Genomic DNA, 12,696 nt, shown 5'->3' with positions numbered 1-12,696 from the left:
AATTTCTTGCATATATACAATAGAGTTATTTTATACATAAGATGAAAGGCGTGAGCAAGATCATTGCAATAGTAAATCAAAAGGGTGGAGTTGGTAAAACCACAACTAGTATAAATTTATCGACAGCCTTTGCTGCTGTGGGAAAAAGTACTTTATTGGTAGATCTTGATCCCCAAGGGAATGCTAGTACAGGGCTCGGGGTTTCTTATCGTAGTAGAGAAGAAAAAAATATATATAAAATACTGCTGAGCAACGAAAGTGAATTGGTAGAGTCGGCAATTTTTCATATAAAGGAAATTCCAAATTTATCGTTAATTTCATCAGTGGTTGACTTATCAGCTGCAGAAATTGAGCTATCACAACTTGAGCAGGGAAAATTTGTACTAAAAGACACTCTAGAGAAAGTGCGTGATAATTATGAGTACATAATCATCGACTGCCCTCCATCACTTGGTCTGCTTACTATCAATGCTCTGACCGCTGCTGACTCGATTATTGTTCCTCTTCAGTGTGAATTTTTCGCTCTGGAAGGATTGAGCCATTTAGTTAAGACTGTAGAGCTGATAAAAAGAAATAACCTAAACCCTTTCCTGGCAATAGAAGGAATATTGCTCACAATGTATGACAGACGCAACAAACTTAGTGAGCAGATTAAAAATGATATTTGCCAATATTTAAATGATAAAGTATATAAAACTATTATCCCCTTGTATGAGACCATTATTCCACGTAATGTACGGTTATCAGAAGCGCCTTCTCATGGAAAACCTGCTATTGTATATGATCTTAAGTGTCCTGGTGCACAAGCATATATAAGTTTGGCAAAAGAAATTTTAAAGAAACACATGAGCATCTGTAAAGAGAAGAAGCTGATAAGTGAGGGTGCAGCGTGAAGGACAATAGGCCGCTTAGGTAGAGGTCTTGCTGGCCTCATAGGCGATAATTATGATAATAAAGAAGATCGGTTACCTATTTCATTACTACACCCGAGCAAATTTCAGCCGAGAAAATATTTTGATGAGGAGTCATTGAAAGGACTTGCAAGTTCGATAGAGAAAAATGGCATTATACAGCCTATTGTGGTGCGCAAAGATCCAAATGATGACGATTATGAAATAGTAGCAGGGGAACGTCGTTGGCGGGCAAGTAAAATTGCAAATCTTGATAGTGTGCCAGTCATCATAAAAGATTTAAATGACAAGGAATGCTTAGAAGTATCGATAATTGAGAACATACAGAGGCAAGACATTAATCCAATAGAAGAAGGTGAAGCGTATAGGAAACTAATAGATGAATTCTCCTATACACACGAAGAACTAGCTTCAACTTTAGGCAAAAGCCGCAGTCACATAACCAATATGACTCGAATGTTATCACTCCCTGATGGAGTGATAACAATGATCAACGAGAAAAAATTGTCTATGGGCCATGCAAGGGCATTGATTAATGTTGAAAATGAGGAAAGTCTTGCAGAAAGAATAGTTTCTCAGGGCCTGAGCGTTAGACAAACTGAAAAATTGATAAAAGACTTACAACAAAATAACGACCGAAAAGAGCATAATTGTACTAAAAATCAAGATATGGCAGCATTAGAAGGAGCTATATCTTCTCAGCTTGGTTTAAAGATCAAAATTAATGACAGTAATTCTAAGGGTAAAGTCATGATACGTTATAACAACTCAAATGAATTGGATTTTATATTGAAAATTTTGAATAGAAGACTTGAATCAGCTATTAATGTCGAAAGTAGCTCATAGAAATTTCTTGACAAACCTTCCCACTTTCCTTGCAATGGAAGTGAAATGGTGGAGTTTGTCAAGTAAGTTATTTCGTTTCTACCTTCAATAAAAATTTGCACGCAATAGCACAGAAGCATACGTTGCTATTCCCTCATTTCTTCCAATAGAACCTAATTTTTCCGCTGTGGTTGCTTTGATATTTACGAATTCACCATTAATTTCTAATATTTTTGATATGAATTCCTTCATTCCTGCTTTGTAAGGCGATATTTTAGGCTCTTCACAAACTATAGTAATATCTAAATTAGACACGCTATATCCTTTTTCCTGTGCTTTTTTAGCAGCAAAGTCAAGAAAATGAGATGAATTGCAATCCTTCCATTTAGAGGAATTAGGAGGAAAATGTTCTCCTATATCGCCACATCCTAGTGCTCCGAGTATTGCATCAACGATTGCATGTATTGCAACATCACCATCGGAATGTGCCTCTATTGCCATATTATGCTCAATTTCCACACCACAAATTTTTATAAAGCTCTTAGCATCATTTTGAATTTTAACAAATTTATGTATATCATAACCGGTTCCGACACGGAATTTTGGCTCTCCAAAGAGAAGTTTTGCCATATTGATATCCTCTTTTGTAGTTAACTTAAAATTCTTTTTCTCACCTTCAATAATCGCAACATGTTTTTTATGCTCCACCATTAGTGATGAATCATCAGTAAATTCTTTGACTGACTGATGGCACGATAATAATTCTCTGAAATTAAAAATTTGAGGGGTTTGTATGGCTCTAAGTTTTTCTCTTGAAATCGTAGATTCAACGAAATTATTACTCACCAACGATATAGTATCCTCGACTTCTATTGCTGGAACTACTCCTGTATATTGACCATTAATCATAGATTCAATCAAGTTATTTATTAGAATATTTGATACAAAAGGCCTACAAGCATCATGTATAATAACAAAATCTGGATTGATCTTTTGCAAACTCTCCAGTCCAAGTTTAACTGAACTCTGCCTGCTTTTTTCTCCACATACTGGACTCAGCAATTTAGTATCTATAGTTGATGACGTAACTTCTTTATAGAAATCTTTTTGACTTTCATTTACTACCACTCTTATGTAACTTATGTACTGATTAGCTAAGAATTTTCTAATTGTGTGAAATAAAACAGACTTACCTGCCAGTTTTATATACTGTTTAGGGATTTTGGCATTGCATCTACTGCCTACTCCTGCTGCAACTATTAATGCTGCTATCTTGTATTCCTCAAGTCTGTTAGTGTACATGCTTATCATTTTCGTTGTTAATACAAGTTATCTAGCATTTTAAAAAAGTTTGATCCAATTCTCAAAAAAGAATATTCTTTTACTAGGTGTAATATATGTTAGAGGGAAATAATGCACGTTGCTAAGTATAATAAAGAAAATGAGATACATCTTATATTTTTTCATGGAATAGGTGATAATTATAAAAATGCGTTCAGGTATATACAAGATAGATCTACATATCTCCATAGGTCTAATTTCTACACTCATGCACATAAATACCCAATTGCATTTCAAAACTATATAACTTACGCAATAGCTAGTTTCTTATTTTTAGGAATATCCATATTATCACCCACTCTGATATTATTTACCAACCCAATGACGTCTAGGACAGCGAATTCAGCAATATTAGCAGCTTTGATTTGCACTTTTTTGTCTATATCAATACTCATGATTCCATTTATAAATAAGAATAAAAGCTTATCTCAGTCTTCGATAAAAAAAATCAATGAATTAATGGACAAGGGTGTAAAACCTGAAAACATCATACTTTTCGGCCATTCCTTTGGAGGAGCAGTTGCATCAGAAGTATTAAAATATTTTACAGACAAAAATATTAAACTTGGAGGCGTTATTTTTACTAGCACTTTCAGCTCTTTTCATAATGCAATAAAGCATTTTCCAATTCCTCAAGCAAAAATTTTAAGTGTACTGCCCTCATGCTTATTGAAAAAGATGCTTAAGGTCCTAAATTTAGATTTTGATATAGTAAGCAATATACAAAAGCTACAAAATAATAATATACCAATAGTAGTCATTAATCATGAAAGAGACACCTTAATACCATATCCTGTACAATTGGCAAAGGCAGTAGATGATCTATTGTTAAATAGAAATTCGATTAAGATCGTTAATCTGAGAGGCTTTACAGATAATCCGCATAACGGAGTTTTATCTAGTTGGCAATTGAGTGAAAATTTGGCTGATCTCATGTCTAATAAAATAATGAATAGATAGTACTTACAAAAAACTGTATATTTTTCGGTAAATTAACTATTCTAAACACATGCAAAAACGTCATATAACTATTTGTTGTGTACTGCTTTTCATAATAGGGGCATTATTTTTGATACGTCCTATGATTGTTCCGTGTCTAATATCTGTTTTTGTTGCACATCTATTTAACCCGCTAGTAACCAAGTTTGAAAAATATAGAATACCACGTTCATGTTCTGTAGTTTTTATAATACTTACCTTATTGATAGCTTTTATATTAGTTATCACATTTGTTTTACCTATTATATATTTTCAAATTACTTTAATATTAAATTTCTTAGTGAATAAGATACCTTCATTAAAGCTTAAAGTGATTCCTTCTGTGCTAGAATTTCTTAATATAAAAACTGAAGATAGTTTATTTGATCACTTGTCTAAAAATCTAGTAGAAAATTACAGTGATTATATATCTTATTTTATAAATGCTCTTAGCATGGGCAGTAATCTTATAATTCAAGTGCTAAATTCAAGCTTTAATTTGATTTACATGGTATCATTAATAGCTATTACGCTTGTGGTGTTTTTTTATGTATTACGTGATTGGCCTGCAATTGTAGAAAAGGCTAATAAACTAATTCCCATTCTTTACAGAGAAAAAGCTGCAGGTTATTTTTCCAAAGTAGATTTCATTATATCTAATTACCTAAAGGGACAGTTAAACGTATGTATAGTCATGATGATCTTTTACTCCGTGGGCCTTAGCATAATTGGGCTGAAGCATTCTGTAGCTATTGGAATTTTATCAGGAACATTAACATTTATACCCTATATAGGGCCATTATTATACACTATTATCGGATTTTTGAGCGCCATTACTCAATTTAGTGGATGGTTTGAAAGTACTGCTGTCTTGCTATTATTTAGTGTGGGTCAATTAATAGACTCAAGCATATTAGTGCCTTTATTAATAGGAAAAAAAGTTCATATACATCCAACTATCATTATTTTAGGAGTTGTCATATGCACCTCATATTTTGGGTTTATAGGTATATTATTTTTTATTCCAATAATAGGAATGTTCAGTGTATTAGTAGAATATGCAGTCAATAAATATTTTGAAAGTGAGCTTTATAAAAATGGCTAATTAGTTCACGATAAAAAGAAAAAGGACCTCTGATACATTTGAGAGATGCAAGTAAATTTTTATGCAAAAATTATTATCAAAAAGTAGTAATGTAAGAGGCTTTACGTGCAATTAAATTTATTTAGCAATAATCAAGTTGATTATTGCTGGCAAAACTATATCACCTTAGACGAAAATAAGCACGTATATAACTCAATAGTTAACGATTTATCTTGGAAATGCCTGATTCTTTTTGGACCTAACAGCTCTGGAAAAACTCACCTTGCTCATATTTGGCAATCAATAAACAATGCAATTTTTATCAATGTGAATAATTTTGTAAGCGAAATTAGGTATAGCGATGCGTTTATTTTAGAGGATGTACAAAACATTAAAGATGAGGAAATGTTGTTACATTGTTATAATTATATGAAAGAAAATGATAAGAGACTGCTAATCACTTCTTCAATTTCACCAAAAAAGCTTAACTTCAAACTAAGAGATTTAAGCTCCCGAATATTGTCAACTACCAGCGTAAAAATTTTGCCTGCAAGCGAGGAATTATTAAGAATTATGCTAATAAAAAGATTTTCAGATAAACAGTTAAAAATTGATTTAAAAGTGATTAATTATATTCTAGCAAGAATAGAACGTTCTTTCCACAGCATTAATAAAATTATAGAAAAAATAGATAGTGAATCCATAGGATCAAATGTAACCATTCCTTTTATTAACACTTTATTAAAAAAAAGTCCCAAGTGATTCCTTCTGCTCAAGACATTTGTTATATATATTAAAGATTTATTAATACCCATACAATAATGAAGTTGAAATCACTATCTCTTTATGTTAAAATTATAATAAATGCTATGATGTAATAAGCATAAACAGACATAGCTAAGGGATATTTTATATGATAGTAAAACTTACTTTACAGGATGTTTTTTATAGATTTGATGTTATGATTGAAATATGGTAAAAATAAGATCAAATTTAAAAAAAAGGTTAAAACAAAGGTTTGTAGTACTTACTTTATTGATAAATGTTTTATTTATCTCATATTTTCTTATAAAAAATACAAAAAATACTTTTAATCAAATTATAGTCAAAGAAATAAATATAGGAGCTGATAATGAAAAATAAACAACCACAAAATAAAAAAGAGGATCTTTACATAACGTATTACATAGATACTTTGGTTTCCGAAAAATCCTCTACACAAAATACTTTGGAAAGTTATCGTTCAGATTTACACCAACTTGAAAAATTTTTATTAGAAGGAGGCACTACCTTAGTTGGTGCAAGTAAAGCTAATATTAAAGATTATGTAAACTTTTTACGTACACAAAAGAAATATAAAACTAGCTCTATATCAAGAAAAATATCTGCTATCAAAAATTTCTATAAGTGCCTATTTAATGATGGAATAATAGATTTTAATCCAGCACCGGCTAATGATAATGAATTAAGAAATCCAAAGGTTTCCCGTCCTTTGCCTAAGTATTTAAGTGTTCAAGAAATATTTTTGCTCATGGAAACAGTAAAAAAATCAGCAAGCGGATCGAATAAAGAGATAAGCAGTAAAAGGCTATGTGCAATTTTAGATATTCTTTACTCTTCCGGGATGCGTGTTTCTGAACTAATCAATATGAAGTTATGTGAAGTATCACATTTAGTAAACAGTAATGGTAAGGAAGGCTACATAATAATAAAGGGAAAAAGTGGCAGAGAAAGGCAAATCTTTTTTAATCAACAAGCATTGCAAAGCCTTAAAGATTATTTATCAATTCGTGACAATCTGCTCCCTAACAACAAAAAATCTGATTGGCTATTCCCAGGTGATAAACCTAATAAACCAATTACAAGGCAAAGAGTTGGTCAATTAATAAAGGAATTAGCAAGAAAGTGCGATATTGATGAAAATAAAATCTCTCCACATGTGATTAGGCATTCTCTTGCTACCCATCTACTGAATAGCGGAGCAAATATTGTGCTGATACAAAAAATTCTTGGCCATACTAATCTTTCTACAACACAAATATATACTCATATTGCTAACGAAAAGTTAAAGGACAAATTAGCTGATTCTCATCCTATTACTCAGATGATCAATAATTAAACTTATTGCTTTTAGTTTTGTAGTAAAGTTAAATTCAAATAAGTTTACGTGTGTTTGTGATTGCAAGTTTATTATTTAATTTACTCCTTATATTATGGGAAGTATTCTATACTTTAATTACTCTCCCTGTAATTTTCTTTCCTGAGTGTGTAATAACCATTTTCCTTGTTTGCTCGGTGAGAGTTGTATTATTCATGTTGCGTTTATTATGTGGCATTAAATATGAAGTGAGGGGAATGGAAAACATTCCTAAGCAACCTTTTATAATTGCATCTAAACACCAATCTCCATTTGAAACATTTATTTTTATACTACTCTTTAGAAAAGCAGTTTTTATTTTAAAACGTGAATTGAAATGGATTCCATTCATTGGTTTGCATCTCATGGCATTAAAAATGATTTTTATTAACCGCTCAGATGGTATTAGTTCTGTGCGTCATATCATGAAATTAGCAAAAGTGTGTATAAAAGAAAATAGAGGCATAATAATATTTCCTGAAGGTACAAGAACAACTATAAACCAAAATATAAAATATCAATCGGGTATTGCTGCTTTATATAGCGTATTATCTGTTCCTGTGTTACCGATTGCTTTAAACACTGGTTTGTTTTGGCCAAAAAGCATACTTTCTCTGAGAAAGAATCCCGGAAAGGCGGTAATAGAAATATTACCTCCCATATATCCTGGGTTAAACAAAAATGAATTCTTGCAAAGTTTAGAAAAAATCATTGAAGAAAGAAGTAGTAGATTAATTGCAGAAAAAACTGATATTGCAAATTAACAAAAAAACTTTATAATTAAAAGAAAAGTACAGGTATTAATATATGGCAAATCATAAGAGTGCTAAAAAAATGATGAAGGTAATAGCAAAGCGTACTTTAGTAAATAAGATGCGAAAAAGCAAAACTCGTACTGCTATTAGAAGATTAGTTGATATAATCAAGTCTGGTGATAAAGAGAATGTTGTCTTGGCATTTCGGAATGCTGAATCCAATTTACACAAATGTGTAAATAAAGGTGTCATTCATAGGAATACCGCTGCGCGTAAAATAAGTCGCTTAAATGCAAAAGTAAAAGCATTGATGACCGCTTAATACGGTTAATGTAAAGTTAGCTGTATTAATATATACTCTTCAGTTTGTATATTCTGTATAAAATTAAGTAGCTCAAGTGATGGATAAAAAAGCATTATTGGAACTAAGTAATGGGTCAAAAATTGATCTGCCCGTATTAAATGGAACAGTAGGTCCTGATGTGTTAAATATTAAGGATTTATATAAGAAGACAGGATTATTCACTTACGATCCAGGGTTTGTTTCTACAGCTTCATGCTCTTCTACAATTACATTCATTGATGGAGATGAAGGAGTTCTTAAATATAGGGGACATAATATAGCTGATTTGGCAGAGAATAATAATTTTACTGCTGTGATTTATTTATTGCTCTATGGTGAATTACCCAGTTCAGAGCAACACAAAAAATTTCTTCTCAAAATACAAGAATCATCCAAAGTATCAGAGCAAGTTACAAATGTAATCAAAGCATTTCCAAAAACTGCTCACCCTATGTCGATTTTAGTTGCATGTTTTGCAAATTTGTCAGCGTCTTACCATGAAATGCATGGCAACAATGTCAATGGTGAAGATTTAGATTTTGGAATTTCTGCAATAGCAAAAGTTCCTGCAATTGTTGCAATGATTTATAGACATATCAACAATCAGGAATTCATAAATGCTAATAATAAATTAAGTTATAGTGAGAATTTCTTAAATATGATATTTGGCAGTGCTGTTAATAATACCCTTTTTGTAAAAGCTCTGGATAAAATATTTACTCTTCATGCTGATCATGAACAGAATGCTTCTACAGCAGCTGTCAGATTGGTAGGGTCAGCTGGTTCTAATCTATTTGCAAGCCTGTCTGCAGGAGTTGCTACACTTTGGGGTCCAGCACACGGTGGAGCTAATGAGGCAGTTATAAATATGCTAAAAGAGATAGAGCAAAGTGGAGATGTAGATAGATTCATTGAGAAAGCTAAAGATGATAAAGATCCATTTAAGCTAATGGGATTTGGACATCGTGTTTATAAAAACTATGATCCGCGCGCGCTTATATTAAAGGATGCTTGTCATGAGATTTTAAGCAAACTAGAGCAAAACAATAAATTACTTGAAATTGCAAAAAAACTTGAAGAAATAGCTTTAAAGGATGAGTATTTTATTACACGTAAGTTGTATCCAAATGTTGATTTTTACTCAGGTATAATAATGAATGCTATCGGTATCCCTTCAAGTATGTTTACACCCATTTTTGCACTTGCAAGAACCACTGGTTGGGTTGCCCAGTGGTATGAAATGGTAAACGATAAAGAAACCAAGATTTGTAGGCCAAAGCAGCTATACCTTGGCAAATAAACTTTCATTCACAATTCGTCCTCAAATAGTCTAATTTTCTTTAGCTATAAAATACAGCAAATTGATTTTTTACTAGTTGATGTCTGCTTTTTTGCAGAACATTGGTCAGGCTGTGATATAGAAGGTTGGTTAAATGTTGTTTTGGGCTTATTAAAAGAAGATCGTGCTGAAGATCGTGCTGAAGAAGGGACAAAGCCACTATCTTTAGCCGAATTATCATCTTTAATTCTTTGTGCATCTTCATCATAGTAATTGAGGCCAAGTAATTTTCTTGAGTTTCCAGTATGTGATTTACCTACAACTGAATTCTTAGGTGAACCAACAAAACCACTATCTGCACTTGTATCTGCACTTGGTCCATCCGTCCCTACTTTTTCTTCAGAAGGGGCAAGAGTTTGTGGTTTCATAGCTGGCACAAGCGCAGGATCAATGGACAGTTTATAATCCTCATTGATTACAGAGCTCTCTGTGATCTTATTCATCACACAGTAAGCAATGTCTGGGTTAAAAAAGTCTATTGCATATATTCGTCCGTCACCATATGTTGGCAGACCTCTTTCTGCAATATCATCTTTTACATCACGCAATACTTTTGTACCACCAAACACCTTATTATTAATATGATCAACTTCTTTTTCATTTAAAAACTCTATGTAATTATCATAATCAATAACAGGAGCCAAAATTGAATACTCATCTTCACTTTCTTTATGGGAAGTATGCCACATAGAATCAATTGGTAGGTGCGGTAGTGCCTTACAAATTAAATCAACAATTGCGAACTTCAGAGTTTTATTCATTTCATCCTCGGTATTTGGAGTATCAAAACAACGGCATGTCAGAGATACTATATGCTTTACTATGTCTTTAACAAGCTTAGGATTATCAAAAATGCTTTTCTTTAGATATACATAATTTCCTTTCTCTTCTAAAAAATCCTTAGTTTTTTAGGACCATTTTCATAACCTGTTATCCTCGATGAGAGCAAATCTACAAAAGAACGTTGCAAATTTCTATCAACACACTCCGCACCATATAGATAAGATCCCTTATCAAAGACTTCATCAATTATATTATAATCTACATACTTTTCTATCTCCTTCTCTATATCATTTGGTAGCTCCTCAAAACCTAGTTCCGATTTTTTGTCTTCTTTTTTTTTGCTCTTTAATAAGATCTGTTGCAAATCGCGCGATTTCATTGGCTAGTAAAAACTTTAGATTAGAAACCACCTCTTTCCTCATTGGCACCGAAAATTTATTACCTTCAGGCAATTTCTTTTGGTAAGAGTTAAAAGGAAAAAACTCTGTATAAAAACAATCATCACTAATAGTGTCATCAGAATGCCTTTTTTTCCTGTCATCCCAGTCTGGGATGGCTTTGTTGCATCACACTTTATGAGATGGTGATTTATGGTAAATTCATGTAACTATCTCAAATTTAGCCACACCAATATCAGTGAATTTATTAAGCAAATAGCATTTAGTTCTTTTTCTCGATTTATCTCAGATTTATTCCTAAAACTAAATCCGAATATTTGCTTTAATCTTGAGAAAAACCCTTCAATATAAGATCTTTTCCTATAATTTACTTTTTTTTCCATTCTTTCATGCCATCTTCACCGTATAATTTTATTAACCTAATAGCAGCATTCCTGTCAGACATATAATCTATTTTTGAATGTTCTGCTGCATCCTTTTTTGGTAGAACTTTTGTTTTTATATCGTATTTCTTACACAATTTATAAAGTTTTTGCCTATAGTATGCCCTATCTGCATATAATGCTTTTATTTTGTGCTGAAAATTAACTTCTTCAAGCAAATCGCAAGTGGTCAGAGTAGACACCGTTACTGTATCTTGCAGCTATAGCTTTTTTACTATTCACACTTAACATAACATGTAACTTTCTTACTTGCTCGTAGCTTCGGTACTTTCTATCTGCACTGTTTTCCTTACTGTGGCCAGGAGTGTTACTGTAAATTTGTGCTATCTATGATAATTTCAATATTTTCCATGTTGCTTTTATCAATCCTGCAATCATTTATCTTAATATTAAGTTTTTTTTGATGCTTGTGAATAGCTGCAAATTTTTTCCTATTTGTTGCAGATATCCTTTTATAAACCCGACTGTTTGTCTTAAACCAATTCTAAAGAAACTGACGATTATATGCACTAAAATCACAACTTTATCACTATAAATATAGTTGCCGCCCTGCATTTTTGGACAATTCTCGTACCAATTTTCTATGGCGTCATTGATATAACAAAAAATGCTTCCTCTTTCTTGGAGAAATTTGTTATATTCATGGCAGTTACTGACTCTCATTTTTTGTGGCATATTTTTTCTTCAACAGTTAAATGGCTATTTATAATGAATTTTGTCAGTAACTGCCAGTTCTTTTCACTTGAGCGATGCAACAAAGCCATCCCAGTGTCACGCACTGGGATGACAAGAGGAGAACTACTGGGATGACAAGGGGAGAGCTACTAAATGACATCTTCAATTTCTGTGTGTCAAGCACTGAAGAGGTCTCTCCTATTTTCTCTTGATGAGTAAATCTAAGTAGAGTATAGTAAAAATGCATTTATGTAGCGGTTAATGAGCAATTTAGTTTTAGTCTATATAACTTTTTCAAACTTGAAAGAGGCTAAGGCTATTTCTGAAGAATTGTTAAACGAGAAGTTAATTGTGTGTGTAAATATATTTCCTGAAGTAAATTCTCTGTATTTATGGGAAGGTAAAATTAATAGTAATTGTGAAGTAGTGGCAATTATGAAAAGTAGGAATGATCAGGCTGATAAGATTGTAGAAAAAATCGAGGCAATGCATTCTTATGATCAACCAGCCGTTGTGATAATACCCATAGGAAAAGCGAATAAATCTTTTACTAATTGGGTTAATAATGTTATTGATATAAACAATATTGGGGTGTAGCCAAGTGGTAAGGCAGCGGTTTTTGATACCGCCACGCGAAGGTTCGAATCCTTCCACCCCAGCTTTATTGAAGTGTGCGTGAAATGA

Annotated in this window: 13 protein-coding genes, 1 tRNA gene and 1 pseudogene; 11 read left to right on the top strand and 4 right to left on the bottom strand. The window is 32.3% G+C overall.

All coding sequences use genetic code 11. The features are described 5' to 3' along the window. The first annotated feature begins 50 nt into the window (after positions 1-50). Both OPR42_RS02825 and OPR42_RS02820 read left to right on the top strand, forming a co-directional pair. A complete protein-coding gene (locus OPR42_RS02825) occupies positions 51-893 on the top strand; it encodes a ParA family protein (protein WP_265031128.1) in 843 nt (280 codons plus the stop codon). 6 nt (positions 894-899) lie between these two features. Then, positions 900-1,757: a ParB/RepB/Spo0J family partition protein gene (locus OPR42_RS02820; protein ID WP_265042362.1), complete on the top strand. Its 858-nt coding sequence runs from the start codon at positions 900-902 to the stop codon at positions 1,755-1,757. An 84-nt stretch (positions 1,758-1,841) separates the two neighbouring features. Here OPR42_RS02820 and ispD read toward each other — a convergent pair whose 3' ends face one another. After that, on the bottom strand, positions 1,842-3,047 hold the full coding sequence (gene ispD, locus OPR42_RS02815; RefSeq protein WP_265024840.1) for a 2-C-methyl-D-erythritol 4-phosphate cytidylyltransferase: 1,206 nt from the start codon (positions 3,045-3,047) through the stop codon (positions 1,842-1,844). 102 nt (positions 3,048-3,149) lie between these two features. Between ispD and OPR42_RS02810 the strand changes: the two genes are divergently transcribed. The 7 genes from OPR42_RS02810 (at position 3,150) to OPR42_RS02780 (ending at position 9,674) form a co-directional block, all read left to right on the top strand. Next, positions 3,150-4,037 (top strand): alpha/beta hydrolase family protein, encoded by an 888-nt coding sequence (locus OPR42_RS02810; protein WP_265041736.1) that lies wholly within the window; start codon positions 3,150-3,152, stop codon positions 4,035-4,037. Between the two features lie 49 nt (positions 4,038-4,086). Beyond that, entirely contained in the window at positions 4,087-5,160 is a 1,074-nt protein-coding gene (locus OPR42_RS02805) for an AI-2E family transporter (RefSeq protein WP_265041735.1), read from the top strand. 105 nt (positions 5,161-5,265) lie between these two features. Then, complete coding sequence (locus OPR42_RS02800; RefSeq protein WP_015588224.1) at positions 5,266-5,901, top strand: DnaA ATPase domain-containing protein; 636 nt, start codon at positions 5,266-5,268, stop codon at positions 5,899-5,901. Between the two features lie 370 nt (positions 5,902-6,271). Beyond that, entirely contained in the window at positions 6,272-7,258 is a 987-nt protein-coding gene (locus OPR42_RS02795; protein ID WP_010404031.1) for a site-specific tyrosine recombinase, read from the top strand. A 56-nt stretch (positions 7,259-7,314) separates the two neighbouring features. Continuing rightward, complete coding sequence (locus tag OPR42_RS02790) at positions 7,315-8,040, top strand: lysophospholipid acyltransferase family protein (protein ID WP_029237643.1); 726 nt, start codon at positions 7,315-7,317, stop codon at positions 8,038-8,040. 43 nt (positions 8,041-8,083) lie between these two features. Beyond that, complete coding sequence (rpsT, locus tag OPR42_RS02785) at positions 8,084-8,353, top strand: 30S ribosomal protein S20 (protein ID WP_007302369.1); 270 nt, start codon at positions 8,084-8,086, stop codon at positions 8,351-8,353. A gap of 79 nt (positions 8,354-8,432) precedes the next feature. After that, positions 8,433-9,674: a citrate synthase gene (locus tag OPR42_RS02780; RefSeq protein WP_265042361.1), complete on the top strand. Its 1,242-nt coding sequence runs from the start codon at positions 8,433-8,435 to the stop codon at positions 9,672-9,674. 44 nt (positions 9,675-9,718) lie between these two features. On the opposite strand, the gene OPR42_RS02775 is transcribed toward OPR42_RS02780, so the two are convergent. The 3 genes and pseudogenes from OPR42_RS02775 to OPR42_RS08875 form a co-directional block, all read right to left on the bottom strand. Next, the gene (locus tag OPR42_RS02775) at positions 9,719-10,474 is read right to left on the bottom strand and encodes a hypothetical protein (protein ID WP_265041734.1); all 756 of its coding nucleotides are present in this window, start codon (positions 10,472-10,474) and stop codon (positions 9,719-9,721) included. Between the two features lie 128 nt (positions 10,475-10,602). Next, positions 10,603-10,875, bottom strand: coding sequence for a hypothetical protein (locus tag OPR42_RS02770; protein WP_265041733.1), 273 nt, complete (start codon positions 10,873-10,875; stop codon positions 10,603-10,605). Between the two features lie 220 nt (positions 10,876-11,095). After that, a pseudogene (locus OPR42_RS08875) lies at positions 11,096-12,012 on the bottom strand (transposase). 261 nt (positions 12,013-12,273) lie between these two features. On the opposite strand from OPR42_RS08875, the gene cutA reads away from it, so the two are divergent. Then, positions 12,274-12,609, top strand: a complete 336-nt coding sequence (gene cutA / locus OPR42_RS02755; protein WP_264682928.1) for a divalent-cation tolerance protein CutA — start codon at positions 12,274-12,276, stop codon at positions 12,607-12,609. Continuing rightward, a tRNA-Gln gene (locus OPR42_RS02750) sits at positions 12,600-12,671 on the top strand. The genes cutA and OPR42_RS02750 overlap by 10 nt, the downstream gene beginning before the upstream one ends. The last annotated feature ends 25 nt before the right edge of the window (positions 12,672-12,696 follow it).

It is taken from the genome of Wolbachia endosymbiont (group B) of Melanostoma mellinum (assembly GCF_947251465.1).
Classification (GTDB): domain Bacteria; phylum Pseudomonadota; class Alphaproteobacteria; order Rickettsiales; family Anaplasmataceae; genus Wolbachia.
The sequence above is the reverse complement of the archived record's forward strand: the minus strand, read 5'-3'. Positions and strand labels throughout refer to the sequence as shown.

Bases quoted from the DNA above. Each gene is read 5' to 3' on its own strand.
- cutA (WP_264682928.1), top strand. From the start codon at position 12,274: ATGAGCAATTTAGTTTTAGTCTATATAACTTTTTCAAACTTGAAAGAG.
- OPR42_RS02780 (WP_265042361.1), top strand. From the start codon at position 8,433: ATGGATAAAAAAGCATTATTGGAACTAAGTAATGGGTCAAAAATTGAT.
- OPR42_RS02810 (WP_265041736.1), top strand. From the start codon at position 3,150: ATGCACGTTGCTAAGTATAATAAAGAAAATGAGATACATCTTATATTT.
- OPR42_RS02770 (WP_265041733.1), bottom strand. From the start codon at position 10,875: ATGAAATCGCGCGATTTGCAACAGATCTTATTAAAGAGCAAAAAAAAA.
- OPR42_RS02795 (WP_010404031.1), top strand. From the start codon at position 6,272: ATGAAAAATAAACAACCACAAAATAAAAAAGAGGATCTTTACATAACG.
- OPR42_RS02805 (WP_265041735.1), top strand. From the start codon at position 4,087: ATGCAAAAACGTCATATAACTATTTGTTGTGTACTGCTTTTCATAATA.
- ispD (WP_265024840.1), bottom strand. From the start codon at position 3,047: ATGATAAGCATGTACACTAACAGACTTGAGGAATACAAGATAGCAGCA.
- rpsT (WP_007302369.1), top strand. From the start codon at position 8,084: ATGGCAAATCATAAGAGTGCTAAAAAAATGATGAAGGTAATAGCAAAG.
- OPR42_RS02775 (WP_265041734.1), bottom strand. From the start codon at position 10,474: ATGAATAAAACTCTGAAGTTCGCAATTGTTGATTTAATTTGTAAGGCA.